This window comes from Psychrobacter sp. M4 (assembly GCF_055699795.1).
The window spans coordinates 3250155-3275892 of the sequence record NZ_CM146740.1 but is presented as its reverse complement, the minus strand read 5'-3'; the positions used below and the strand labels follow the sequence as shown (position 1 = coordinate 3275892).

The following is a 25738-nucleotide window of genomic DNA, read 5'->3' as shown; positions in this document are numbered from 1 at the left end:
GGGGCTATTCCTCGTCTACGCCATATTGTTTATCTAACTTATTCATTCGCCATGCGTAAAAGAAAATTAAGATAATAAATACCCCAATAGACCCTTGCTGAGCGAACCAAAAGCCCAAATCGGTACCACCAATTTTGATACCTGCTATTAGGGGGCGTAGTAATATTGCAAATCCGTAAGAACATAAAGCCCAGATGAATAGGCTACCTAAAATGAGACGTATATTGGCGCGCCAATAACCGGATGGATCGTTGCGATTCTCCATAGGACAACTCCTTTTGTCTAATACAAAATAAAGAGGCGGGTTTAAAGCTAGTAAACTACTATAACCTAGCAAGTGTCTTTTAAATTAAAAGGTTCATACCATAGTCATAAAATTTCTTTCATAAAGTACAACTATTCGCTAGTCTGATCATATTAATTACATTTATGCCAATAAGTATATAATTAGATAACTTTAAAGCTAATAGGAATATATACAAAAAACATGTAATTAACAATAAAAAGTTCAACTTAGTATGTGTAACAAAATATTTTTTACAGAATAAATATACTCATTAAATAAGAAATTTTATGACAATTTAACTATAAATCCATATTAGCATCAATGATATAACAAGTATAAGTCCTATACTTAAAAAAATTAGTTATTACATTGATCTAAAAAGCACTTTTACAAATAATTTTGCTCGAAATAAGGATTCAATAACTAATAATGGCCAGACGAGATTTTTTTGAGTGAGTATCATTGAATCAAAAACATAAATGTTGTCGGATACGTTTGCAGTATAAACAATAATGTTCGAGTAATGTAATATGTGCAGCACTAAAGATACAGAAAGAAGGGGAGCAGTATGGGTGATGGGGTAGTAAGTTGGTTCAATAGCTTCGTTAATTACGGTGTTAGTATCATTTGGGGTAACGATGACTGGTTAATTGCAAGCAACCCGTGGTATGGCTTGCTTATGTTTTTGCTTATCGGTGCCGGTATCTATTTTACTATCGTGACGCGTTTTATACAGTTTCGACACTTTGGACATATGTGGTCATTACTACGAGCATCCAACCAAGGGCGTAAAGACGGAGGTATCAGCTCGTTTGAAGCTTTGATGACCTCTCTAGCCGCTCGCGTCGGTACGGGGAACTTAGCTGGGGTAGCGATTGCTATTTATTTAGGAGGACCAGGCGCGGTATTTTGGATGTGGATGACTGCGCTGGTTGGGATGTCGACCAGTTTTATTGAGTCTACTTTAGCACAAGCTTATAAAGTGCCTCACGATGATAATGTTTATCGCGGCGGTCCTGCCTACTACATCGAAAAAGGTCTTGGTAGCCGCTGGATGGCGGTGTTTTTCTCAATTTGTTTGCTTATTGCGTTTGGTCTAGCATTTAATGGGGTACAGTCAAATACCATCGCTCAAGCTACCAATGAAGCTTTTGGTATTCCTACTTGGATGACTGGAGTGGTGTTAGTAGTATTAGTAGCGCCAGTAGTGTTCGGTGGCCTACGTTCGGTCGCGCGTATTGCAGGCAAGATTGTCCCTGTAATGGCTATTTTGTATATCTTGTTGGCGCTGTTTGTTATCATAACTAACTTTAGCGAGTTTCCAGCGGCGATTGCACTTATTGTAAAGTCAGCCTTTGGCTTTGAACAAGCGGTCGGCGGGGTTATCGGTTATGGTATTGCACAAGCCATAATTAATGGTATCAAGCGCGGTTTGTTTTCGAACGAGGCGGGCATGGGTTCAGCGCCAAACGCTGCGGCAACGGCGCAAACTCATCCCGATCATCCTGCGGTACAAGGGTTTATGCAAATGCTAGGCGTATTTATAGATACGCTAGTCATCTGTACGGCGACCGCTTCTATAATTATTCTATCCGGCGTGATCGATCCCAATGTCGAACAAGAAGGCATTCAGTTGACTCAGCTAGCTTTATCTCGCTACGTGGGTGATCTAGGGGTTATCTTTGTCGCCGTAGCTATTTTCTTTTTCTCCTTTACTTCTATCATTGCCAACTACAGCTATGGCGAATCAAATCTTGAATTCATCTCCGGCAGCAAAAACGCTAAAATGATGATCATGATCTTTCGTTTTATGGTATTAGCTATGGTGTTCGTTGGCGCTATTGCAAGTTTACCTGCGATTTGGAACTTTGCTGATCTATCAATGGGCCTTATGGCATTGACTAACTTAATCGCTATTTTGATACTATCTCCAGTTGCGTTAAGGATATTGCGAGATTATGAGCGCCAAATTAAAGAAGGCAAAACAGGGGATCAAATCACTTTTCATCCTGATGACTTCGTTAAGCTAAAAGATGAAGCCAACCGTGATTCTTGGTCGGACTAGTGTTTGAGTGGGTAGTATTTGAGCATCTAAGTATTCAAAGTAAAATTGTTTTTATCTTATTAACCAGCCAATAAAAAACCTCGTTCAATTATGAACGAGGTTTTTTAGTGCGAGTACTTACTTTACATGTCTTTTATTTTACATGTTCGGGTAGTTGGGACCACCGCCGCCCTCTGGTGTTACCCAAGTAATGTTTTGTGAAGGATCTTTGATATCACAAGTTTTACAATGCACACAGTTTTGAGCATTGATGACAAACTTGGCACCTTCAGCGTCTTTAACCACTTCATAGACACCAGCTGGACAGTATAATCGGGCAGGTTCTGCATACAACGGCAAATTGATAGAAATAGGTACCGTAGGATCAGTTAGCTTCAAATGCGTTGGCTGGTCTTCAGCATGGTTAGTATTAGATATAAAGACTGATGATAACTTATCAAATACCAGCTTGCCATCAGGTTTTGGATATTCTGGCTGATAAGCAAGTGCCGCCCGCTCTAGCTGATCATGATCTTTTAAATTATCATGAATGGTCAATGGCATTTTGCCGCCAAGTAGGTTTTGCTCAATAAAGTTGAACGCGCCGCCCATCCATTGTCCCATACGGTGCATCGCAGGAGAAAAGTTGCGGGCTTCATAATTGTCTTGATAGAGCCATGATTCTTTGTACATGGTGCTATAAGCCACAACATCGTCATGCTGACGTCCAGCTTGTAGCGCCTCAAAAATAGCTTCGGCGGCTAGCATACCTGATTTCATTGAGGTATGGGTGCCTTTAATTTTAGCTGGATTTAAGAATCCTGCATCATCACCGACCAATACCCCGCCTGGGAAAGTAAATTTTGGTAAGGAGTTTAGACCACCTTTAGTTAAAGCGCGAGCTCCATAAGAGATGCGCTTACCACCTTCTAAAATATTACGAATAAGCGGATGCAGTTTTAAGCGCTGTAATTCATCAAATGGTGACATATAGGGATTAGAGTAAGACAGATCGATAACCATACCAAAACTAACTTGGTTGTTTTCATCAAAGTACAACCACCAACCGCCACTTGAGCCGGTGTCTTTCAACGGCCAACCTGAGCCATGCATCACTACGCCTTGCTCATGTTTTTCTGGATCGACTTCCCATAGCTCTTTGAGACCAATACCATAATGCTGGGGGTCACTGTCTTTATCCAAACTAAAGCGGCTAATCAAACGCTTACCTAGGTGACCACGGCTACCTTCAGCAAAGACGGTATACTTAGCCAATAGCTCGTAACCGGGCTCATAGCTGGGTTTTTCTTCACCATTGGCAGCAACGCCCATATCGCCTGTCAAAATACCTTTCACCGAACCGTCATCGTTGTATAAGATATCGGCTGCAGGGAAACCTGGAAACATCATTATATCCAGCTCTTCTGCTTGTTCAGCCAGCCAGCGCACCACATTGGCAAGCGATACTATGTAGTTGCCCTCATTATGCATGCTCTCAGGCACGATTGAATCCATAAGTTTGGTTGACTTGGTGGCAGAGCCTAGCATGTATACCCGATCTTCAATTGCTGGCACGTTTAGAGGTGCGCCTTTTTCTTTCCAATCAGGAATCAGCTCATTCAAAGCGCGAGGTTCAATCACAGCGCCTGATAGAATATGCGCGCCAAACTCAGACCCTTTTTCAACCACACAAACCATAAACTCATCATTGCCAGCATCATTCGCCAATTGCTTTAAACGGATAGCAGCTGATAAGCCAGAAGGTCCACCGCCGACAACAATAACGTCGAATTCCATTGACTCACGTTCGACTTCCGGCTCAACCTCTGGTTCTGGTTCTGGTTCTGGTTCTGGTTCTGGTTCTGGTTCTGGTTCAACCTCTGTCTCTTCTACGGCTTCAGATGCAGCCGCTTCATCATCGGATTCTACGGTATCAACTGTCTCAGTTTCTGCTGCGTCGTTCTTTGTCATATCAATTTCTGATTCTTTAGTATCCACTATCTCGGCTTTATCGGTATCAACTGCTACCGCTGTGGTGTCAGGATCGGTTTTGGTCGTAGCTGATGTTTCAGTATCTGTTTTTTCAGTGGTTATAGGCGTATCAGTGTCTATAGTCTCATCAACGACCGGCGTTTGCTTATCTTGTTCTTGCATACCTACTCCTAAATTCTTAGTGGCTTATCTATGACATAGCTATGGACGTTGCAATAAATAATAAGGCTTGCAACCGTGATGGGTCTTAGATAGAGGGCTACCTGATAAAAACTGTCTTTGTGGTAAAAATGGACACATTATTGCTGCCGCTACTGTCTTTAATGATAAGTAAAATAATTTAAACAATACTTATATAACTGATCAGATAAAAAATTCGTTACTTATTATAAAAGAAAAGTCTCATAAACACGATACGCATTTATAGGTATCAGTGTTAAGGTAAAATTAATATAGTGATTCTACAATAACGAGCTGACTTTATCATGTTTAAAACCGAAAATTATAGTAATACTAAACATAGCAAACTTTAATTAATATCTGGGAAGGTGTATGATGACTGATAGTAATAACACTAATCGCAAAGTAAATGGCACTGACCCTGCTAAAACTCTACCGTCAGACTTAAAAGATATGGAGGCGCTGAGTCAATACTTAAAGTCAACTACTGGTAACAGTCAAAAGCGTAGCTTACCACCTCTTGAAGACTGGCAGCCGGAGCAAACGGTTGATATGGATCTAGTAATCAAAGCTAATGGGGAATGGTGGCACGAAGGTAGACCTTTGACTAGGCAGTCATTGGTTGATCTTTTTGCAACCGTCTTATGGAGAGAAGAGCGCAATAATGAGATTGAGTATTTTCTAAAGACCCCGGTACAAAAACTGCGTATCAGCGTTGAAGATGTGCCCCTGCTTATCAACGATGTGGGAATTGTAGAAGAAAAAGGCGACAGCTGGTTAGAATTTACAACGACGACAGGAGATGTGGTACGTTTAGATGCCGCGCATCCGATTACACTACGTACTTACTTGCCTAAAAATGATGCTCAAGATAGTGATGAGCAGGATAAAGACGCTGTAGAGCAAGAGCAGATTCGTCCTTATATGCCTGTTCGCAATGGTCTAACCGCCCTTATTGGACGTAATACTTTCTATCATTTGACCGAAATTGGTAAGCTGACAGAAGAAAACGGCAGCACTATACTAACCTTACGTAGCGGCGGGCAGGATTATCAGTTGTTTATGCCAAACCACTAGTGTCTTGAAATCAGTTTTAGGATTTAGTATAAAGCTGTGAGTATACACCGTAAATTAAACAGTAAAATCTATAGAGTCAATAATTTGTAGAATCAATAACTTGTAGAGTCGATATAGTAATGACAGTATTTTTAATATGAGAACTATAAGCCACCAAGCCTATGTAAATAGTATTGAAAAAAATGACGGTAGTGAAAATAATATTATTCAGTGTCAGGTACAAAACATGGAGGCCAGTTATAAGAATAACGCTCCAATAGGACTGTTCGATTCAGGGGTAGGTGGTCTGTCAGTATATCTGCACTTAGCGCAGCAAATGCCTGCTGAGCGCTATGTGTACTATGCTGATACTCTACATGTACCCTATGGGAATAGGGATAGCGAAGAGATTGAAGCTTTAACATTAACAGCAGTAAAATGGTTATACCAACAAGGCTGCAAACTTATCGTTATTGCCTGCAATAGCGCTTCTGCCTACGCTTTGGAAACAGCAAGACGCTGCTATCCACAATTGCCTATTGTAGGATTAGTGCCGGCTTTAAAGCCTGCTGTAGGAGCAAGTAAGAGTGGTCATGTAGCCGTTTTAGCTACTAAAGCGACGCTCAACGGAGCACTGCTAAATCAAGTGATTGAAGATATTGCCTCGCCAAGCGGTACTAAGGTAACTAAATACTTTGATCCACAATTGGTACCGTGGGTAGAATCTGGCATGTCAGAGACATCTGATGCTGCTCAGCGCTTACGAGAACAAATTCAGAGCTTTGCTCTTGCTGGTGTAGATTATTTAGTATTAGGCTGTACGCATTATCCCTTTTTTAAGGATTTTTTGATTGATGAGATTGCGGCTCAGCAATTATCAATAAAGGTAGTAGATTCAGGACAAGCTATTGCAGCTCGTGTACATTCTTTGCTGACTGAGCGAAGTATATTAGCTCAATCGATTGAAAATTATGAAATACATCCTTTGGTTTTTTATGCCAGTAAGTATGATGAGAGTTTATATACAGTAGTGGCTCGCTTACTGAGTACAGAGATAAAGATTAGGTATCTTTATTGATATCTAACGTCTTTGTACGGATCGTAATTGCAGTCGTCAAATACTTATTATTTTTAGCAACATCAAAACGAAAAATTACAAGTTACTTATATTCTGCTAGAATCATGTTTATACTCATCACGAGTAAATTAATTGTATAATTAAAACTATCGCTAACCGTGCTGTTGCTATAGAGGTTATATTGTCAAGTCATCGCTATCACGCTCATATAATATGTGTAGCCCATAATCAACCGCGAGTTTTGGATAGTGTAGCGATATTTTTTCAGACGCGTGCTTTTTTGACCTATGATGTGGCAACTGAACTACCCCAAGCCTTTTTGTATGGTCGCCAGTGTATTGAAGCTTGTGATTATACGATCGTTGTCGTAGGCGACAGTTATGGTGTAGGTACTGCTCAAAATATGGGTGTCAGTCAAATGCATTTGAGCTATCTGAGTGCTAGAGCTAAGCTCAAACCTATGTTAGTTTTGATCAAGAGTCATAAAGCAAAAGGGTTTGAAGTCAGTCGGCAACTACAAGAGTTTACTCATCTGATCGAGCAACAAGTTACTAATATCCATTATTATGATGATACTACTAATATAAATCAGCTACTTAGTAAAGCATATCAAGACATGACTGCAAGTTGTGAGCTAAGAGCAAGCTGGGTAAAATCTGTTGAGAGTAACTCAAATCCTTTAATTTCAAAACGTACCTTTCAATACGCTAATTCTGGAGAGCCAACTCTTTCTACTGATACAGCAGGTCAGTCCTCTAAAAACCCTATAACTAAGCGTTCTAATAACCAAAATTTTGAGCATTTAGCCTCTGATCAACACGTAGATGACGACAATAACGACATGTTTCAGGTTCTTAGTCTCACAGAGAGCTTCGTTATCAAGTATAGCGCTCATGCATATGAAGGTGGCAATTTGACTGATATCACTATGACTATGGAGATAACTTGGTTAGAGGTTTTGCAAGCACTAGCAAAAATGCCAGCAGCTTCTTCAAGTTATGGTCTACAAAGTTGTCTCAATCGTTTGATTGCTCCTAGAGCTGAGCACGATATTAAACAAAAAATGCCAAATGTTCATGCCGTTGCACGCTGTCAAATAGCACAAAATGATCTGTATCATTTGCAGCGTTCAATAATTGTGGCCAACTGGATTGAATTGACGAAGTCTAGTGTTAATGCCTCGCAGCAAATGTGGAAACTTACTTCCTATGCCAAAAAGATATATCGAGCAAATAAAAGCTAAGATACAAGCTTGAGCGCCCAAATCTCTCTTGACGTTTTGTAATACAAAGTATACGTGTGAACCGTTGTTAATTGAGTATGGACTAGAGATAATGAGATATCAATTAATCGCATAAGTTGTTCATAATATTGATTAAAATCAAGAATATCTTAATATAGTTTTTAAATTTTTTTACTTCCTAATGGCTATAAATGTTAAAATGAATGTATTGAATGATTAAGGAGAATATGATGAGTGATTCTAAAAGTGACAACCTAAAGCATGAAATTGATGGCTTAGAAAAAGCCATGTATGATGCTGATCAGTTTCGCACGCTAGAAGAGCAGGTTGCAGATATGAAGCGTCGCGGCGTTGACCCCAGTAAGGCTTATAAAGATCTAGATAGAAAGGCAGAAGACGAAGATTGGGGCGACGATACTTGGAAAGAAAACGGTAAATGGCGACCTAAAACACCAGCTGATCTTGATGAGAAAGCACGTGAGAATTGGGGTGGTGACAATGGTGATCTTGATCCACCGCCGATAGTTTAGGTTTTTGCTAACCATTTACTATTATATTACTAAGTACCTGTATTAAACTAAAAGCCACACTATCCGTAGTGTGGCTTTTGCTTTGTTTGGCCTGTCATTTCTTAGCTGTAACAACAGCTAAGAGCATTTAATTATGAATAATATCTATACATAATTAAGTTTATGAGCCTTCATCGATACGTACTAAACGAATATTGCCATTGGCGTCGGTAATTCGGCGGTAGCGAACACGATTGGTGGTCGATGGTTCTACTGCTTGCCCTGTAGCTTGATCGGTAAACTTATTAGAACGGCTTGGGGTAATGGTTGTTTGCTGCTCAATCAGTTGTCCCATACGATCAGCAGGCGCTGATGTTGAAGGTTGGTTTTGACTGTTAACTGGTTGACTATACTGAGTCGGACGGCTTATTGTATTGCCTTGCACGCCACCTTGGGTGATCAAACGATAAAATCTCTGACCCGCGCGGCCATCGGCTGGGAACACCCCACGACTGGTTTGGTACTGCTGAATTGCAGTACGCGTGTTGTCGCCGATAATGCCGTCTACCTCGCCGATGTCGTAGCCTGCATTTAATAGACCTTGCTGAATGTCGCGAGCTTGCTGACGACTGATACCCGGGTCATCTGTTGGCCAAGCAGTGATAAAGTCGGTTTTGCTACTATCCTCGCGGGTGATCAGATCAGATAAATGAGCAATAGCTAAAGCGTAATTCTCTGAGGCATTGTAAGAGTAGAAGGTATCAAAGTTTTTGCCAACCAAAAAGGCAGGACCGTTACTACCAGCGGGTAATAGCAAACCAGCACTATCCAAATTGGAGGGCAGGGGACTGCCATTAGCCAGCGTTAACCCTTGGCCTCGCCAATAACTCATCGATTTCTTATTTTTGCGATCAGACGCTGCTGAATAGCCGCTGGGAAGCTTAACCTCGTAGCCCCAAGGCTCGCCAGTACGATAACCACGCTTATCCAAAAAGTTAGCCGTCGAGGCTAATGCATCCGGTACGCTATTGACAAGGTCGCGGCGACCGTCGCCATCAAAATCTACAGCTAACTCTAAGAAGGTGCTTGGCATAAACTGGGTTTGTCCAAACGCGCCGGCCCATGAGCCAGTCATATCACTGGGTGCGATATCGCCGTTTTGCACGATTTTGAGCGCATTGGCGAACTCACCTTGAAAGTAGCTTTGACGACGATCAAAACAAGATAACGTCGCAAGCGATTCAAATAACGGCTTTTTGCCCAAAGTCTGACCGAAGTTAGACTCCACGCCCCAAACGCCTAAAACGTGCTCAGGCTTGACGCCATAACGCGATTCGATCTGGCGCAAGGTATCACCCCACTGGCGTTTGGCGCGGATACCATCTTCAACGCGCTCCTTGTCCACTAACGCTGATAAATAATCCCAAACATCTTTTTGAAATTCAGGCTGATAATTCAAGGATTGAATCACGCTTGGATCAGGCTGGCTGGGACGATAATTATTAAAGGTATAGCTGTCCACACCGCTAAATTTACTAGAGTTTTTAAGTCCATCAAGGCACTGCTGAAACTCACTGTTGGATAAATCTGGTGCAGGCGGGCGGGCCGCTTGAGCAGTGCTGGCGAGACTGAGGCCGATAGCTGCGGTCAATAATGAAACAGAGGAGAGTTTATTCAAACGCATGAGATATCCTATAAAAGTCAAAGGGGCAATAGATAAAAGCACAGTCAAAAACGGTTAACAAGACCAACAAAAAATATGATATGACAATAGTGCATTATAATAACAGGTTTTAGAGCAACCAATCTAAATCTTCAAGAAAAGGTGTTGGGGTATGTGGTTAGTATTGTTTTGGGGGAGAGAGTAGAAGCTTGGATTAGGTAGGGGTTGTTACTCATAAGCTTTATAGCTTAGGTATACAGTTTGCTTCTTTTTGCGACTCAATAGGCTTGCAGTAGGGCATGCTATCTACATATTCAAATACGGTTCCATAGCGATGTATACCGTCAGTTAATGGTGTTAAGTAAATATTGCCCATATCAATAGTAACGAGAGTTTTTAGGTCAGTACTTTTAGATGGTACTATGTCATCAATTGCGAACAGACGTCGCTGATAGCTTTGCGTATCGATCATAATATTAGCGTCTTTAACTATAGCTTTAAAATAATCTGCGCCCATCTCATCTGTATCTATCTTTTGCATAACAGGTAGCTCAAAGCGACCTTTGTTATCAGAGGTGTCTTGAATGTCACCGGTTAAGTAAACCGTAATATTGCTCAGGGGCTGGTCGGTTTGTCTATCAATGAGTTGACCCTTTATAGAGGGCGTCACATAGAGCACTTCAGGCTCTTGCGCAGTACAAGAAGTGGTTACCAACGCTGTCAGACAAACGATACTGAACAAATTGATTTTATTAAAGATATTCACGATTTACTCCGTCTGGCACAGGAATGCAATTCACGTCTTTTTGTGACTCATTGGGCTGACAAAACGTCATATCCTCTATATATTCTTCATACTTATAACTATCTTCTATTTTTACGTGACTTGGCAATGGCGCTAAATACACTCTACCCATATGTATATATTCAGGTACTCTAGATGCGCTTACTACTTTTATTCTTGAGATACCAAAATTCGAGTATGTTTTACCTTTATAGTTTTCTTTATTGATGACAATATCCATTTCACTTAACTCTCCGCTATCAGCAGTATGTCCATCGCTAGTAATCGCAGGAAGTCTAAAATAACCTTCTTTATCAGTCGTCGTATAGGTATTACTAGTATAGAGAACGTTAGCATTGCTAATCGGTTGATCATTGCGACTATCTAATACTTGTCCGGTAACAATGGGCGTCAGGTAATACTTGGTAGTAGGCTCTGCTTGACACGCAGTGAATGAAATAGTTAGTAAACATATTCCTGCTAATGATAGTTTCATAGCTAACCTCTACTGACTAATGGCACAATTTTAATCATTGACAACCATAAAAAACTTCGCACATCTTCTTCACTAGCCACAGCTTTATCATAGAGGTCTAATGGACTTTTTTCAGCGTATTTCATTAGATTGTATTCATTGCCTGTATATTGATAGACACCATTAACTTTTTGCGTGACAACAGTAGAAGAACCTTTATGTCCTTTTGAATAACTATGACCACCATAAGCTAACAATATGTCATGACCTAATTCATGGGAAAATGTCTTTTTAAACATTCTATATGCTCTAGATTTGCTAACATAGCCCCATCAATCAGAAAATTTGATATATCCTACATTGTAATATACGATTCGAGATAACTCCCAATTCCTAGAGCGTGCGAAATTAGTATTGGTATTAAATTTAATGTCAACTTCATGAAGATTGTTATTTTCACTTATTTCACAAGTTGTGAATACCTCATATTTATCACCATTTATGTTAATACCTAGTGGGTAACTTGGGATGACTGTTAAATTGTTACTGTTACGGCTCCAGTATCTACTGACACTTTGTTTTACTAAGGCTTCAATCTCTTGATTCGTTATATTTATTTTTTCTATCATAGGTTTATTATTATTAACTTTAATCACATTTGGAGGTACCAGAGGCACTAGTCTCCTTTTTTCAACATGTACTTTACTAATTTTCGAAATAGCAACGCGCAGATTGACATCTATTTTTTTGGTTCTTCTATTGACTTTTATATCTAGCCAGTCACATTGCTTATACTCAAATTTATGTTGACTACTGTGTTTGTCTTGACCTCCTTTGCTGTTCGTTCCTATAACCGTAAACTCAACTTTGTCATTATTAAACCAGGTACTATCGTATTTATCATTAATAAAACCATCCCACACTACCTCAATAGAATCACCAGCTTTAAAACTACCCGTCTTTGTAGCTATTTCCATGTTAGACATTAAGATTACTAATTTAGTGTAGCTACCTTCAGCTATATTGACCTTTAATTTAATCTTATCATTAACTACTTTAGAATCGTAACTGGATGCTTTAAGAGGAGCGAATTCGTTGTTATGCATCATTTCAACACGTCCCATCCTAATTACAGATATCTCATCAGCTTTAGGAACAAAACTCGCAAACACCGCCTCAGGATCCGACTTGGGAAAAACCAAAGGCGCGGGTTGTTCAAACATTGGCTCAGGCTGCTCAACCCCAAACCCCTCAAAGTCCGACTCCGCAAACGACTGTTGATTAGCAATCAGCTTTGCGCCGCAGCTGCTAATATCACCGCCGCGGGCAATCGGTGCGCCGTCCACAATAAATGAAGGATCGCCTGTGAGAATGGTAGTGACTTTTTTACATTTTTTGCAAACGACTTTGTCGTCTTTACGCGAGACGTGGACGCCATTGTGCGTGGTATGCGGCGAACCAGTGATCACTGTTCCGCCGTGAGTGGTGGTTGCTCCCACCGTAATATAAGCTGCCATAATGCTACCTTGCTTGAATTTATATACTTTAAGGTTCTACCTAAAAATTATCATTTGTTCAGCATTATAGATTGCCATCATAAAAAATATCCAACTTAAGTTTGTTAGAGAATACAAGTTAGTAGGTAAGAAACGCAATTCTATATAATGAATTAGACTACGCTAAGTAAAGCCTAACCTTCCATCTCACTAGTCAACCACGCAGACACATCATCAATATGCGCCGTCAAATCAGGATGCGCTTTGCCCAGCTCAGCAAACTTAGCTTTCACCTCATGTCTATCATATTTAATATCAGTCAACGTCTCTATTAATAGATCAATTAATTCAACGTTTAGCGCATCAGAGAAGATGACCACTTCGCTAATCACTGCGTGCTTCACATCAAGATGCAAATCAATAATGCCCCAATCAAAGCGTGTCTCAACGTGATGGGTAAATTCAGGTGTCTTGCCAAAACGCCAATCCCAATCTGCCATTTGCTGATAGTATTTGTTCAGGTTAGGCTGCTTGGCGAGACTGGCTTCATCCAGCTCTTCTACTGGCGCAATATCCCCATAAAATTCACAAAATGCCTCGATAATCGCATTAGATAAGGTCTCGTGATTGATGTCTGCATTAAATTCAACCAAATTGGCGACGCGCGCACGTACCGATTTAATGCCTTTGGCTTGCAACTTGAGTGGGTGCGGATTGAGATAATCGCCCAGCTTTTGCATGTTGGCGTTGACCAGTAATGTGCCATGATGAAAGCTACGATCCGCCGCATGTTTAAAGGCACTACCTGATATTTTTTTATCACCGACTTGCATATCGTTACGTCCGGACTGCTCAGCGTCTATACCCAATTTTTTTAGCGCATTGATGATAATGGTAAAGTTCGCTTCTTGATCGTAGTCGTCTTTGGGCGATAAAAAGGTAAAGTTGGTATTGCCCAAATCATGAAACACTGCGCCACCGCCACTTTGACGCCGTGCTAAAAACACGTCGTCTTCTTCCATCTTATCGATTTTGCATTCTACCCATGGGTTTTGTGAGCGCCCAATGACCACGGTCTCGCTATTACGCCATAAGAATAGCGTGTGCGAGTCTGCGTCGAGCGTATTAAATATCCAATCCTCGGTGGCGAGGTTAAACCACGGGTTGGTAACGCTTGATTTTAAGATACGTAGTTTCATTATTTGTCCTTTTTTTATGGAGACTATTGTTAGAAGCTACTCTTATTGTTGCTGATGTGGGGCTTTAATTCAATGGGGGTGTGGTGGGGGAGTTTGGTTTAAACTTTTAACGAAACATACAATGATAAAAATTCGATCAAAGTTCAATCTCTTCTGATGATTTTGTTGTAAACTCAAACAAGTACATGTCGTCTTTACTATACTATTTTAATTGAGAGGATATAAATTATGGTTTCTGGTTTACTTCAACCGATAAAGATACTAATGATAACGTTTACTGTAAGTAGTATAAGTGCGTGCTCTAATCAAAATGAAATCTTTTCAACCCCTGCTAGTACACTTGCTACCGGCGACTCAATCTATAATCAATCAAGTTCAAATGAGACTAATAAAAATATAAACATATCATTCTTGGACAAAGACGCTAGCATTAAACTATTGGCAACCGAAGATGAGTATATTCAGGCGTTAAGCCCTTTTGATTGGCAAGCAAAGTTTAAAAGTGGGCGTAAATTGTCACCAAAGGAGCTAGAAGGTTATTACTCAAAAGCAGCGATAAACTGGGACACTGAGTCTAAAGAAAAGGTGCTGACTGCAGTTAAGTTACTACAAGATAAAATCTCCAAATTGAATATCAATGCCCCAAAAAATATAAAGTTTGTCCTAACCAATGGTTTGGTTGAATCGGGTGCTGCGTATACTAGAGAGGATTATATTGTATTGACTCCAGAGCTTTTAGAAGATTCGCAGTCGGAGATAAACGCTCTTGTGGCCCACGAATTTTTTCATGTCTACTCGCGGTATAATCAAGCGCATCGTGACAAACTATACTCAACAGTGAATTTCAAAAAAATAGCGCCACTAGTCTTGCCTAATGAGATAGATGCTTTGAGGATTACCAATCCTGATTCGCCAAAAATGGGATATGCTATCGATCTGGATTACCAAGGTCAGCAGCTAACTTTTTTACCTTTATTAAAAGCTTTTAGCAAGTACGACATGGCAAGTAACCTGTCTTTTTTCGCTTATTTACAAGATGGTCTACTGGCTGTGCAATCTGATAAAGGTATCACGCGACCCCTTTTAATAGAAAACAAACCTCTATTTATACCAAAGACTGAGACCAACTACGATGCTGTCGTGTTGCCAAATGCAGAATATCTAAATCACCCTGAAGAAGTTTTAGCTAGCAATTTTGCACTTTGGGTTACTGATGCAGCAATAGAACATGAAGCGCCTGTTGAGAAGCTTATTATGGTCATGAAAAGTATTTGATGAATGCGTAGAGTGCCGACTTCAAGATAGGAGTACTAGACCTACTCCTATCTTGAGCACAATTTATCGAATAGACTCAGCTTGTACTTGTTCAGCGATAAGCTCAGTGACAATCCGAGCAAAAGCGCTCATACGCTGCTTGATACGCTCTTCGCCCAACGCTTGTGTTAATACCGCTTCGTTATCCACATCTGGGTTATGCCAAGAATAGCCACCTGGAATATCAGGGTTATCCGTTTGCGTATAGCCATCAAAATCTGGGCCCAAGCTCCAGTTAGTCGCCTCAAAAGCGACTACAGGCATGATACTATCAAACGATTCTTGATCGCTACAACAGCCAACACCAAGAGGTTTATAAGGCTCATCTGCATCCGGAGGGATGATAGCTGGGTTCACTTGCAGACCAATATTAAGCTTGTCTGCAATACGTAGCGCCGCCTCACGTAGCGTTACGTTAGCTGCGATCTCATTGCCATCATCGTCGTAACTATTATCCCCCGCATTGGCATACATATTATCGCCTGTAAGCAGGCTATCTAAATTAATCATACCGATAGCATTGTCGATCTCATCCTGACTTAAGCTCTCCACAAACGCTTTAGAACCTTGCAGTCCGCCTTCTTCAGAACCAAACGCCACAAATTTAATCGTATCTACGGTATCCACTCCTCTAAAATGATAAACCAACTCACTCAATACGCCAGAACCCGAGGCATTGTCATCTAATCCCTCAAGATCAATATAATTGGGATACTGCGTCGCCGAATCATAATGCGCTCCCACGTATAAGGTTCGTCCGGTATTTTCTGTACCTTCATGAGTGACGACTACATTTTGACTGGTAATTGATTGCTCTGCAAATGGCCCTCTAGACGGCACAAAGGTAAAAGGCTCTAGTATCGCCTCATTGCTATTGTCGCCAAAGGTCATACGCTGTTTCATATATTGGGCAGCGGCAAGCTCGGTACTTGAGCCCATATAACGCCCCGGATAATCACGCGCTAAGGTCAGTGCGGTATCAATACCATACTCCCCGTATGTGATGACAGGGGTAATGATCGTCTCGCTATCGTCATCATTACATGCGGTCACGCCTGCTAGCATAATGGCTACAGCTAAAACTTTTATCGTTTGTTTCGGTGCTTGTTTCGCTATGGTCTGTAACATTGTAAGTACCCCTGATTCAGTTATCGTAAAAGGCCTAATCAATAATATAAAACGTTTTTACAACTAAGTGTAAATAGTTTTATAGAGATATTGTCGTAGGTTGTTTTTTTATGAAGGTGGGGGATAGGGGGTGAGTGGTGACTGTGAGGAGTTGTCTATTTAGGTATCAACAAAGCTTGGACTTGGTTTTAAGTTTGGCGTAAGGTGGGTTAGCGAATGCGTAACCCACCGAATAATCATCGACTGCGCTATGATTTTAGAATGAAGCTTAAAGAGACTGCCAGTGATAAATTAGCCGACATAGTAACTCAGATTTTGACTTGTGTCTTTTTCAAGGGGGCTATTCTTTAATTCTATTTTTTCGCATTCAAGAACTATTTCTGTATCACCTAATAAAAATAGTGAATGTACAATATTATTATCAGGCGTTACGTCTACTTCATGTGCCATTATGGTGATTGGTAATATGCAGCAATTGATATTAACATTTACAATATCTGAATAGATGATTTCTATTAAATCTTTGCCATATCTTTGCTCGATCTTCAGCGATATTCTATCATTTTCTAAATCATAATAAATCGTCTTAATTATGCCTCTATTAAGCGTCTTCTTTATATCATCTATTCCGTTTAAATCACTTGATAAAATCTGGCTTAAATCTTTCCTACTTTTAAGTATCTCAGGTACTACTTCATCATAGTAGTACCTAAAATCCCAATTATAGTCTCCAAGAGAATTTACAGAGTGTTTGATATATTTCATTATAACTATCCTTACAGCATATATTGTGGTAGCTTGTAGGGTGGGTTAGCGAAGGCGTAACCCACCGAATGATTGCCTAATTTCAACGGAGGGTTACGCCTTGTCTTTATTCTCTACGAGAAATCGACAAGTCTAACGCCACCCTACGGCAAAATACATAAGTTAAGTAAACTTTGCGAAAAAAGTTTTTAAGTATGCGTGGGGTGGGCGAATGCGTAATTCACCTTCTAACTAATTTTTAAGAGCTCTTTTCATACAGTCAAATCCTAAAACCCAAAACCCTACCCAAAATCTTCCCTTAAAATCCTCGCCATATTACGTTCAGCAAGTCCGGTAATAAACACATACGGATTGACGCCTGCGCTGCCGGGTATTAACGCGCCATCTTGCACGTAGATATTGTTATGGCCTTTGACGCGGCCAACCTCATCGGTCGCTTTGCCAAGTACGCAGCCGCCAAGTGGGTGATAACAAAAGTCGTCACCAAAACCATTATTGAATAAGAGACGCGCTTTAGTGCCGCCATTGGACTCGCCAAGCTTGTCTAGTAGCTCTTGGGCGGCGTTTACCGAGTACTCATTTTGCTCGCGATTCCAGTTGAGTTTGACCGTTTGCGAGTCCTTATCGTAGTAATAATTACCGCGTTCTGGATTATCCGTGATGGCAAGATAGAGCGTCGTCCATGTCTCAAGTCCTAGTGGCAATGGCGCGAGTTCGGCAAAGATTTTGTACTTTGAACCGCCTCTATCGCCATCCCACATGTTAATGCCTTTGACCGGAATGGTAGATTGAGTAGTGCCAGCGGCGTGGACAAAATTGCGCCCAGTCATGATGTTGCCGTTTGGCCCCCAATGCTGTCCGATGTGCTCGTTTAGATGGTTTAGTTTGCCCTCGGCTTGACTTTTAAGCAGTAGTTCTGAGGTGCCTGTACTGCCTGCATTTAGAAACAGTTTGTCGCAAGTATAATGCTCGATACTAGCAATTTTATCGATGCCGCCTGTGGTATTGAGGACGTGAACTTCTAATCTAAGTTGATCATTATCGAGCGCTTGTATACTATTTACTTTGCGCAGGGTTTTTACCGTAACGTTACCCGTCGCTTCAGCATCTTTTAGGTAGGTTAGATCAAGTGAGAACTTGCCAGCGTTATTACCGTAGATGACTTCGCCTCCAAGGCCTGATTGGTAGACTTCGCCGCGAGCTTCTTTTTGCATATAATCAAAGTCGTAGCTGTTGGCGAAAAATTCTGTTTTTAGTCCCGCTCGCTCGGCTTGACGTTCAGCCGCTCGAGTGAATTCATAATATTCGGTGTCATTAAAGAAGTCCTCAGGGATTTGGCTGACTTTTAACTCCTTCATCGCGCGCGGAAAGTAGGTGTCGTACATCTCATCACTATCAATCCACGGAAAGACGGCTTCGAAATGCGAGCGTCTAGGCTGGATAGCAATTGCGCCGTTGACGATAGAGCCGCCGCCATAAGCGCGTCCGGCGAAGACTTTCATCTCGTCATATTCAACTAAATCTAAAACGCCGGGATATTTTCTGATAGGGATGGGAATCGGGATAGGGGCGTTGGGTCTGTTGCTAAACCAGCTAGAGCGTTTATCGGCGCTAATCATCTTACAAAAGGTATCGTGCTCAGGCGTTCTATCCCAGCGCATGCCCATCTCTAATATCAATACTTTATGACCTTGCTCGCTCAGTCTGAGTGCAGATACCGCGCCGCCGTAACCACTACCGACGATAATATTAGGAAAATGTCCAACTTGAGTGATGGTCGTAGGCAGTTTTGGCTGCTTGGCGAGGGTTTGGCAACCACTCATCGCCGCGGATGTACTGACTGCCGCTACACCTAAGCCCATTGATTTAATAAACTGTCGTCGTTGCATATGTTTTCCGATTTTGTAGCTGATTTTGGGATGAATTTTTTATAAGCAACACTTTAACGAACATAAGTTTCTTTATTATTACGCTGACAGAATTTATTTGACACTTGTTAGTCATTTAACAATACCAAACCTCAAATCGCAATCTTCTCTCCAATATCAGGCAACAATTCATTAATTTGATGCTGACTAAATACCTTAGCACCGCGGGACACGGTTGCAATACCGACACCTAGCTTTGCACTAATCTCTCTTTGCGTGACGCCTTGCTGTAGTAGGCCAAATATGGTTAAGCGATTGGCCAGCTCTGTTTGCTCTTTTTCTGTCATGAGCGCATCGAATATCGCTGATAGACGTTCTGTATTATCAGTTTCAACCAGTAGCTTTAGTAGATAATCATAAGCTTCGCTCGTCTGATTATTCGCTTTCTGGGTTTCTTTTGACATGTTTACTCCTTCTAATAGTTTCATCTCACTCTCAATTTAGTATGGACTATCGTAGGGTGCATTCCATACACCATTACTACAACGTTTGACTGGTGCTTAAAAAGCACCCTACGCCGATGATTTTGGATAGTTAAGAGTGGGATAAGTTTGCTATAAATACTTTCAGATCAATTCTAGTTATTGACCTTAAACAGGACTTAACTTAAAATACGTTTCAGTGTACTAGAACATAGATACAATGGCCTTATTATAACGCCGCAAAAATAATTTGCTTGGATAATTTTTCAAATACTAAAACTTCAAATACTAAAATTTCACATACTAAAATTTCAAATATTAGGGTTTAACGATGACAACAGAAAATACGACAGACAGCTATGGCCTACATCAATCTATTTTGCCGAGTAGCGAGGGATTATATGGCGAGTTCGGTGGCAAAATAGGCCATCCAGAGCTTGCCAAAGCTATGGAAGAAATCGAAGTAGGGTTTCGCGAGATTATCAAAGACGAAGATTTTATCGCTGAGATGAAGCGTTTGCGCGAGACTTACGTCGGCAGACCAAGCCCGATATTTCATGCCAGACGCTTAAGCGAACATTGCGGTGGGGCACAGATTTATTTTAAGCGTGAAGACTTGAATCATACTGGCGCGCACAAGATTAATCACTGTTTGGGTGAAGTGTTACTAGCGAAGAAGCTCGGCAAAACCAAGGTCATCGCCGAAACGGGCGCAGGGCAACATGGTGTGGCATTAGCAACCGCAGCGGCATTGATGGGTCTTGAGTGTGAGATTCATATGGGCGTGGTCGATATCGAAAAAGAACATCCAAATGTCAGCCGTATGAAAATTTTAGGCGCTAATATTGTCCCTGTATCACGTGGGGCAGGCACGCTAAAAGAAGCGGTCGACAGCGCTTTTGAGACCTATCTTAACGAGCTTGATAGCAGTATGTTCGCCATTGGCTCAGCTCTTGGCCCTGCACCATATCCCGAAATCGTCAGCTATTTTCAGTCTGTCGTTGGACGTGAAGCGCGTGTACAGTTTTTAGATACCACTGGTAAATTGCCTAATAAAGTGGTCGCCTGCGTCGGTGGCGGCTCTAATGCTATCGGTATATTCAGTGGTTTTTTGGGCGATGAGAGCGTTGAAAAAGTAGGGGTGGAGCCTGCTGGTGAGGGTTTAGATACACCCAATCATGCGGCAACGATGACATTGGGTGTGAAAGGTGAGATTCATGGCTTTAAATGTTATGTCTTGCTAGATAAAGATGGCGAGCCAGCCCCTGTACACTCGATTGCCTCTGGTTTGGACTATCCTGGCGTTGGCCCGCAGCATTCGCTGTTACGTGATATGCAGATGGCGACTTATGAGTCGGCGACAGATGCAGAGTGTTTAGAGGCCTTTATGGCGCTATCACGTTTAGAAGGTATCATTCCCGCTTTAGAAACCGCCCATGCCATCGCCTATGCGATGAGAGTTGCCAAAGATATGTCACCTGATGAGACGATTTTGGTTAATTTATCAGGGCGCGGCGATAAGGATATTGATTTTATTTTGGATAAGGTTGATTTGTAATTAGTATAGTTAGTTGAAAATAAAACTGTTATATGCATTTAATTATGCTACTGGTATAAATTTTCCTTGCTGGCTGTTTACATGAATTTCTTTCGATGCTACGCAACCTATGTTTTAAAAAAAGCATTCCAGCAGCACTATATTCTTTTTAGATTGCATCGACTGCAGCACGGTTTAGGAAAAAAGAGGCTATTACTGATCGATTAATTCACTCTTTTTCCGTTTCTTTTGGTGCTTTTTGGTTAATGTCTTGGTCTATGCAGGTAATGCTGCTTAAGCAGTCCTTATTATCATAAGAGTCCCAAGGAGATGGTATTGCCAACGCTTCTTTTAATTGATAGTAAGGAGTTTTTGATTCGTCTCTATTGTTTTTATTGCCGTTCTCGTTCTCATTATTCTCTGTTTTAGGCATTGGGTACTGTTGCTGGCGCTCACGATCAGACATCCTCATAAACTCTAGAAAAACTCGTGCGTTCTCTGCCAGCCTGCTGTTCTGGCGTTTAAGCAGTTGTCTTAGCAGCAGACTGTATTCTGGTTCAAGAAAATTATGAAAAGCATCATCTGTCCACTGCGTATTTTCAGAACCAAAAAACAATAAAAAACGATACCTATTAAATAAGCGCTCAGCGTCTTTAATAAAATAACTGTCGGGATACTGTTTTATATATTCTTCCCAAAATACAGCCCGTTTAATCAACGGGTAATATGAGATAGCAATTGCTGCATCGTTCCAAAAAATATCTTGATTGTCCTTTGCCATACGCTGAATAAATACAGCTTGATCTTCTGGCAGATAAGGGGTGAATAGATCCGCCATGGCTTGCAAATCATGGTGAAAGGCATATATACCTTCACCTAGATATATTACACTCACATCCGCTTTACTTCTTACCAAACTAATAAGGTAAAGTATTCGAGGGTTTACCTGCCTCAGTTGGGGCACAGTTATCGTTTTACCTTGTTCAATGGTACTCATGACGTCATAAAACGCCTCATCATTCCAATCACTATCCGATCCCAAAAAACGTCTGTACATCGCTTGATAGTCTGCCAACCACTGCAGTATCTGAGCATTGTCCGCCGTTGGTAAACAAGCTTTTAGCTGGTGCTGAACGTCATGAATATTTTTAATCTCACTTGTATTACCTACGGCATTGATAGTAGCCGTCAACTTGGAACAAACCAGCTGGTCTTTTAGTTTCTTCTCAGACATATCCACGAGGGCAGTAGTCAACTGCCTTGGGTTTTTTGCATCTTTTAAGGACTGAGTGCTTGAAGGCTCTTCGGTTTGCTTGGACTGTGAGGGAGCAGGGTGATCTGACGGCGGCTGGCAAGCGCTTAGCACCAATAATGCGCTAGTCATCATAAGTGCTAAGGAGGTTTTGGGCATAGTTATTATTTATTACCTCTATAAGTACAATAGTAAGTGCAATTAACAAAGCTATGTTAAATAATTTTATCTAGCATATCTCCAAAAGCAAAAGTTATTGTATCGTCACTGGTTTGCACAAAGCTTACTGGCTTCTTGCGCTTTAGCATAAATGGCTCTGGCATCGGCACCAGTGTCATCCACAGAACTAAGATATTTATCAACCCCTGCTTGCAAGGGTTTTTCCCAAAGTGGGTCACTAAAAGGGTCTGGGATATCGACTATCTCATCACCAGCATCAATGGCTTCTTGCAGTGCGGCTTGATAGTATTCATCTTGCACTCTACCAGCGAGCGAAGACAGCGCCATACCTGAATTATCATCTATGACTTTTTTTAGATCATCAGGCAGACTTTCATAGGTGTCCTTATTCATGGTTAGGAGCAGTCCTGATGAATAAAAAGGTAGATTAGTATGCTTTTTGGCAACTTCATTGATCTTAAAAGCTTTGAATGGATCCCAAGGGAAGCTGACCCCATCGACGACCCCGCGCTGAATAGAGGTATAAATATCAGGCGCTGGTAATCCTACGGGCGAGGCGCCCATGCTTTCAAGTAAGTCTCCAGCGACAGCAGAGGGCCGACGGATTCTCATGCCCTTTAAATCATCAGGCGTGGTAATCAGTTTATCCTTGGTGTGGATAGAGGCAGGCCCGGTGCCAAACACCCCCAACAGATGAGAGTCTTGGTACTCATCAGCAATGGTGCCATTATCATAAAGCGTTTGAATCATACAGCTCATCTGCACAGCAGAGTTTGATAATCCTGGCAACTCTGCAATTTGTGATAATGGAAAACGTCCAGCGCTATAACCATGAGCTTGCGACCCAATATCAACAGTCCCTTTAACCGCAGCATCGTAGGTAACATCAGCTTTACTTAACTGCGCTGAGGGATATATCTCTATATCTAGTCGTCCCTGTGATTCTTCTTCGATTTTTGTGGCCCAAGGCTCAAATACATCCACATGCATAAAAGAGTTTGCTGGCCAAAAATGAGATAGTCGTAATACTTTAGTTTCAACATCCCCTTCTTGGTTTGCAGATTGTGACCCTTCCTGATTGTTACTACATCCTGTAATAGCAAGCGCAGCAGCTACTGATAAAGCTAGTGGAGAAAAAAAATGTTTAAAAGTTGACATACCAGTTCCTTCTGTTATGAATAATATTTAATACGCTTTGATTCCGTTTTTCTCAAATAATTAGTAATGATTTCAATCATTATAAAACTAGCTTTGTAACCTATTTTTTATGAACACTTTTTATAAATATTTCTTACTAATGTTTTTCGATTATCCATCAAATCAGTCTGGCTTGCAACCCATATAGTTTGCTGATATGCTCATATTAATCTTTAGTATGCAAACTATATCTATTGAAAATTCAAGACTTTTTTATATGGTTTGTATAGCAATCATAAGATCATTAATAATGGCTAGTCATTAATTGCTAGCTGTTTTTTAATTACTTTAATAACTCAGTTACGCTGACAACATTGGATGTTGCAACTTAAGAAAAGGGATTTTCTTTATGAGTTCACAAGATGTATTCACCCCGCATGACAACCCTGTCTACGATTATGTCCAATCAGAAGAACAAAAGTCTGGGAACGCGCAAACTCACGATGTCGTGATTGTAGGGGCAGGTCCTATGGGACTAGCTATGGCCTTAGACTGTGCCAATCGCGGTATTCACTGTGTCATTCTTGACGATAATAATACGGTTAGCGTAGGTTCTAGGGCCCTGTGCTTTAGTAAACGCTCACTTGAGATTATGAATCGGTTGGGGGTAGCTGATCGAATTTTAGATAAAGGCGTTAAATGGCAAGTCGGTAAAAACTACTTTAAAGAAGCCTTGTGCTATGAATTTAACTTGTTACCAGAAGAGGGGCATCAGATGCCTGCTATGGTAAATATTCAACAGTATTATGTTGAAGAGTTTATGGTAGATGCCTGTAACGAGTCTGAATTTGTAGATTTGCGCTGGAAGCACCGAGTTGAGCATGTAGAGCAGCATGCAGACCATGTCACCTTAACTATTACCACGCCAGATGGCGAATTTAAGACCAACGCTAAATGGTTAATCGCCTGTGATGGCGCCAGTAGCAGTATGCGTGGGCACGTAAATGCTCAATTTGATGGCCGAGTATTTGATGATCAGTTTTTGATTGCTGATATCATTATGAAAAACGAGTTTCCTAAAGAGCGTTGGTTTTGGTTTGACCCGCCCTTTCATCCTGGTCAGTCCGTCTTATTACATAAAGCCCCTCATGATATGTGGCGTATTGATTTCCAGCTCGGTAGTGACGCTGATACTGAGTACTGGAAAAATCCTGAGAATGTGAGACCTCTGCTAAAGTCTATGCTGGGTGAGGACATTGAATTTACGTTTGAGTGGCTCTCTGTTTATCGTTTTGCTTGCCGGCGTATGGAGAAGTTTTGTCATAATCGTATTATTTTTGCAGGTGATTCGGCCCATCAGGTGTCACCGTTTGGTGCTCGCGGTGCCAACACAGGTCTGCAAGATATAGATAATTTAGGTTGGAAATTACAGCTGGTATTACAAGGTAAGGCTCCTGAGAGCTTAGTAAATAGCTATGATGATGAACGTATATTTGCCGCTGACATCAATATCATGAATTCTACTCGCTCTACTGATTTTTTAACCCCTAAGTCAAAGACCAGTAAGATTATGAGAGATGCGGTACTATCCTTAGCGGGAGATTATGAGTTCGCTAGACCTTTGGTGAACAGCGGTCGACTATCTGTGCATACCAACTATGAGCAATCTATCCTGAACACGGACGACGACGGCAGTTTTGTAGGCGACAATTCGCACCTTACCGCGCCTGGCGCTTTATGCCCTGATGCCGAAATTAAGAGAGATGGCAAACCTGCATGGCTACTTGAACAATTAGGTCAAGACTTTGTAGCCCTTATATTTGCAAATGATACGGACTCTGATAAATATCACAGTCCTTTGAATGTCGATGGTATTGTAGTCAAACCTTTAGTCATTAATAGAGATATTAAAGATGAGAAAGGTTATTTAAAGCAAAGGTTTGATGATCAGGAGGGGTCTGTTTATCTGATCCGTCCAGATCAACATATCGCTGGTCGCTGGCGCGAGTACAATAAAGAGGTGTTAAGTAAAGCAGTCAAACGGGCTACTGCAAACGTGTAGAAAAAGGA

General features: G+C 41.2%; 22 protein-coding genes. 8 read left to right on the top strand and 14 right to left on the bottom strand.

Annotated elements, in window-relative coordinates:
- Window positions 1–4 precede the first annotated feature (4 nt).
- Window positions 5–265 carry a DUF4212 domain-containing protein gene (locus ACR63N_RS13695; protein ID WP_367105894.1) on the bottom strand — a complete coding sequence of 87 codons (261 nt, stop codon included), beginning with the start codon at window positions 263–265 and terminating at the stop codon, window positions 5–7.
- 589 nt (window positions 266–854) lie between these two features.
- On the opposite strand from ACR63N_RS13695, the gene ACR63N_RS13690 reads away from it, so the two are divergent.
- Window positions 855–2351 (top strand): alanine/glycine:cation symporter family protein, encoded by a 1497-nt coding sequence (locus tag ACR63N_RS13690; RefSeq protein ID WP_367105893.1) that lies wholly within the window; start codon window positions 855–857, stop codon window positions 2349–2351.
- A gap of 138 nt (window positions 2352–2489) precedes the next feature.
- Here the strand turns inward: ACR63N_RS13690 and ACR63N_RS13685 are convergent, their stop codons facing one another.
- Entirely contained in the window at window positions 2490–4127 is a 1638-nt protein-coding gene (locus tag ACR63N_RS13685; protein WP_367106601.1) for an electron transfer flavoprotein-ubiquinone oxidoreductase, read from the bottom strand.
- A gap of 750 nt (window positions 4128–4877) precedes the next feature.
- Between ACR63N_RS13685 and ACR63N_RS13680 the strand changes: the two genes are divergently transcribed.
- The 4 genes from ACR63N_RS13680 to ACR63N_RS13665 all read left to right on the top strand — a co-directional run bounded on the left by ACR63N_RS13680 (window position 4878) and on the right by ACR63N_RS13665 (window position 8409).
- Window positions 4878–5579, top strand: a complete 702-nt coding sequence (locus tag ACR63N_RS13680) for a DUF1285 domain-containing protein (RefSeq protein WP_472782753.1) — start codon at window positions 4878–4880, stop codon at window positions 5577–5579.
- A 226-nt stretch (window positions 5580–5805) separates the two neighbouring features.
- Window positions 5806–6636, top strand: coding sequence for a glutamate racemase (gene murI / locus ACR63N_RS13675; RefSeq protein WP_367106603.1), 831 nt, complete (start codon window positions 5806–5808; stop codon window positions 6634–6636).
- A gap of 292 nt (window positions 6637–6928) precedes the next feature.
- Complete coding sequence (locus ACR63N_RS13670; protein ID WP_367106444.1) at window positions 6929–7879, top strand: DUF4062 domain-containing protein; 951 nt, start codon at window positions 6929–6931, stop codon at window positions 7877–7879.
- Window positions 7880–8109: 230 nt separating this feature from the next.
- Complete coding sequence (locus ACR63N_RS13665; RefSeq protein WP_367105891.1) at window positions 8110–8409, top strand: hypothetical protein; 300 nt, start codon at window positions 8110–8112, stop codon at window positions 8407–8409.
- Between the two features lie 160 nt (window positions 8410–8569).
- Here the strand turns inward: ACR63N_RS13665 and ACR63N_RS13660 are convergent, their stop codons facing one another.
- The 6 genes from ACR63N_RS13660 to ACR63N_RS13635 all read right to left on the bottom strand — a co-directional run bounded on the left by ACR63N_RS13660 (window position 8570) and on the right by ACR63N_RS13635 (window position 14005).
- The gene (locus tag ACR63N_RS13660; protein ID WP_367106445.1) at window positions 8570–10072 is read right to left on the bottom strand and encodes a lytic murein transglycosylase; all 1503 of its coding nucleotides are present in this window, start codon (window positions 10070–10072) and stop codon (window positions 8570–8572) included.
- A 220-nt stretch (window positions 10073–10292) separates the two neighbouring features.
- A complete protein-coding gene (locus ACR63N_RS13655) occupies window positions 10293–10817 on the bottom strand; it encodes a hypothetical protein (RefSeq protein WP_472782177.1) in 525 nt (174 codons plus the stop codon).
- Entirely contained in the window at window positions 10804–11331 is a 528-nt protein-coding gene (locus tag ACR63N_RS13650; protein WP_472782176.1) for a carboxypeptidase regulatory-like domain-containing protein, read from the bottom strand. Before ACR63N_RS13650 ends, ACR63N_RS13655 begins: the two co-directional genes overlap by 14 nt.
- A 2-nt stretch (window positions 11332–11333) precedes the next feature.
- Window positions 11334–11609 (bottom strand): hypothetical protein, encoded by a 276-nt coding sequence (locus ACR63N_RS13645; protein ID WP_472782175.1) that lies wholly within the window; start codon window positions 11607–11609, stop codon window positions 11334–11336.
- Between the two features lie 33 nt (window positions 11610–11642).
- Complete coding sequence (locus ACR63N_RS13640) at window positions 11643–12827, bottom strand: PAAR domain-containing protein (protein WP_472782174.1); 1185 nt, start codon at window positions 12825–12827, stop codon at window positions 11643–11645.
- 173 nt (window positions 12828–13000) lie between these two features.
- Window positions 13001–14005, bottom strand: a complete 1005-nt coding sequence (locus tag ACR63N_RS13635) for a lipoate--protein ligase (RefSeq protein ID WP_472782173.1) — start codon at window positions 14003–14005, stop codon at window positions 13001–13003.
- A 411-nt stretch (window positions 14006–14416) separates the two neighbouring features.
- Here ACR63N_RS13635 and ACR63N_RS13630 point away from each other — a divergent pair, with 411 nt between their 5' ends.
- Complete coding sequence (locus tag ACR63N_RS13630) at window positions 14417–15280, top strand: hypothetical protein (protein ID WP_472782172.1); 864 nt, start codon at window positions 14417–14419, stop codon at window positions 15278–15280.
- Window positions 15281–15343: 63 nt separating this feature from the next.
- Here the strand turns inward: ACR63N_RS13630 and ACR63N_RS13625 are convergent, their stop codons facing one another.
- The 4 genes from ACR63N_RS13625 to ACR63N_RS13610 all read right to left on the bottom strand — a co-directional run bounded on the left by ACR63N_RS13625 (window position 15344) and on the right by ACR63N_RS13610 (window position 19544).
- Complete coding sequence (locus ACR63N_RS13625; RefSeq protein ID WP_367106450.1) at window positions 15344–16447, bottom strand: M28 family peptidase; 1104 nt, start codon at window positions 16445–16447, stop codon at window positions 15344–15346.
- Window positions 16448–16738: 291 nt separating this feature from the next.
- Window positions 16739–17212: a hypothetical protein gene (locus tag ACR63N_RS13620; RefSeq protein WP_367106451.1), complete on the bottom strand. Its 474-nt coding sequence runs from the start codon at window positions 17210–17212 to the stop codon at window positions 16739–16741.
- A gap of 281 nt (window positions 17213–17493) precedes the next feature.
- Window positions 17494–19101, bottom strand: a complete 1608-nt coding sequence (locus ACR63N_RS13615) for a GMC oxidoreductase (RefSeq protein ID WP_367106452.1) — start codon at window positions 19099–19101, stop codon at window positions 17494–17496.
- A 131-nt stretch (window positions 19102–19232) separates the two neighbouring features.
- Window positions 19233–19544 carry a Trp family transcriptional regulator gene (locus ACR63N_RS13610; RefSeq protein WP_367106453.1) on the bottom strand — a complete coding sequence of 104 codons (312 nt, stop codon included), beginning with the start codon at window positions 19542–19544 and terminating at the stop codon, window positions 19233–19235.
- Window positions 19545–19893: 349 nt separating this feature from the next.
- On the opposite strand from ACR63N_RS13610, the gene trpB reads away from it, so the two are divergent.
- A complete protein-coding gene (gene trpB, locus ACR63N_RS13605; protein ID WP_367106454.1) occupies window positions 19894–21120 on the top strand; it encodes a tryptophan synthase subunit beta in 1227 nt (408 codons plus the stop codon).
- A 208-nt stretch (window positions 21121–21328) separates the two neighbouring features.
- Here the strand turns inward: trpB and ACR63N_RS13600 are convergent, their stop codons facing one another.
- Both ACR63N_RS13600 and ACR63N_RS13595 read right to left on the bottom strand, forming a co-directional pair.
- Window positions 21329–22510 (bottom strand): hypothetical protein, encoded by a 1182-nt coding sequence (locus ACR63N_RS13600; RefSeq protein ID WP_367105826.1) that lies wholly within the window; start codon window positions 22508–22510, stop codon window positions 21329–21331.
- A 105-nt stretch (window positions 22511–22615) separates the two neighbouring features.
- Window positions 22616–23689, bottom strand: coding sequence for a TRAP transporter substrate-binding protein (locus ACR63N_RS13595; protein ID WP_472782171.1), 1074 nt, complete (start codon window positions 23687–23689; stop codon window positions 22616–22618).
- 388 nt (window positions 23690–24077) lie between these two features.
- Between ACR63N_RS13595 and ACR63N_RS13590 the strand changes: the two genes are divergently transcribed.
- Window positions 24078–25730 (top strand): FAD-dependent oxidoreductase, encoded by a 1653-nt coding sequence (locus tag ACR63N_RS13590; protein ID WP_472782170.1) that lies wholly within the window; start codon window positions 24078–24080, stop codon window positions 25728–25730.
- The last annotated feature ends 8 nt before the right edge of the window (window positions 25731–25738 follow it).

Bases quoted from the DNA above. Each gene is read 5' to 3' on its own strand.
- ACR63N_RS13635 (WP_472782173.1), bottom strand. From the start codon at position 14,005: ATGAAACTACGTATCTTAAAATCAAGCGTTACCAACCCGTGGTTTAAC.
- ACR63N_RS13690 (WP_367105893.1), top strand. From the start codon at position 855: ATGGGTGATGGGGTAGTAAGTTGGTTCAATAGCTTCGTTAATTACGGT.
- ACR63N_RS13640 (WP_472782174.1), bottom strand. From the start codon at position 12,827: ATGGCAGCTTATATTACGGTGGGAGCAACCACCACTCACGGCGGAACA.
- ACR63N_RS13595 (WP_472782171.1), bottom strand. From the start codon at position 23,689: ATGTCAACTTTTAAACATTTTTTTTCTCCACTAGCTTTATCAGTAGCT.
- ACR63N_RS13625 (WP_367106450.1), bottom strand. From the start codon at position 16,447: ATGTTACAGACCATAGCGAAACAAGCACCGAAACAAACGATAAAAGTT.
- ACR63N_RS13650 (WP_472782176.1), bottom strand. From the start codon at position 11,331: ATGAAACTATCATTAGCAGGAATATGTTTACTAACTATTTCATTCACT.
- murI (WP_367106603.1), top strand. From the start codon at position 5,806: ATGGAGGCCAGTTATAAGAATAACGCTCCAATAGGACTGTTCGATTCA.
- ACR63N_RS13610 (WP_367106453.1), bottom strand. From the start codon at position 19,544: ATGTCAAAAGAAACCCAGAAAGCGAATAATCAGACGAGCGAAGCTTAT.
- ACR63N_RS13590 (WP_472782170.1), top strand. From the start codon at position 24,078: ATGAGTTCACAAGATGTATTCACCCCGCATGACAACCCTGTCTACGAT.
- ACR63N_RS13685 (WP_367106601.1), bottom strand. From the start codon at position 4,127: ATGGAATTCGACGTTATTGTTGTCGGCGGTGGACCTTCTGGCTTATCA.
- trpB (WP_367106454.1), top strand. From the start codon at position 19,894: ATGACAACAGAAAATACGACAGACAGCTATGGCCTACATCAATCTATT.
- ACR63N_RS13645 (WP_472782175.1), bottom strand. From the start codon at position 11,609: ATGTTTAAAAAGACATTTTCCCATGAATTAGGTCATGACATATTGTTA.
- ACR63N_RS13615 (WP_367106452.1), bottom strand. From the start codon at position 19,101: ATGCAACGACGACAGTTTATTAAATCAATGGGCTTAGGTGTAGCGGCA.
- ACR63N_RS13600 (WP_367105826.1), bottom strand. From the start codon at position 22,510: ATGCCCAAAACCTCCTTAGCACTTATGATGACTAGCGCATTATTGGTG.
- ACR63N_RS13660 (WP_367106445.1), bottom strand. From the start codon at position 10,072: ATGCGTTTGAATAAACTCTCCTCTGTTTCATTATTGACCGCAGCTATC.
- ACR63N_RS13680 (WP_472782753.1), top strand. From the start codon at position 4,878: ATGACTGATAGTAATAACACTAATCGCAAAGTAAATGGCACTGACCCT.
- ACR63N_RS13620 (WP_367106451.1), bottom strand. From the start codon at position 17,212: ATGAAATATATCAAACACTCTGTAAATTCTCTTGGAGACTATAATTGG.
- ACR63N_RS13695 (WP_367105894.1), bottom strand. From the start codon at position 265: ATGGAGAATCGCAACGATCCATCCGGTTATTGGCGCGCCAATATACGT.
- ACR63N_RS13665 (WP_367105891.1), top strand. From the start codon at position 8,110: ATGAGTGATTCTAAAAGTGACAACCTAAAGCATGAAATTGATGGCTTA.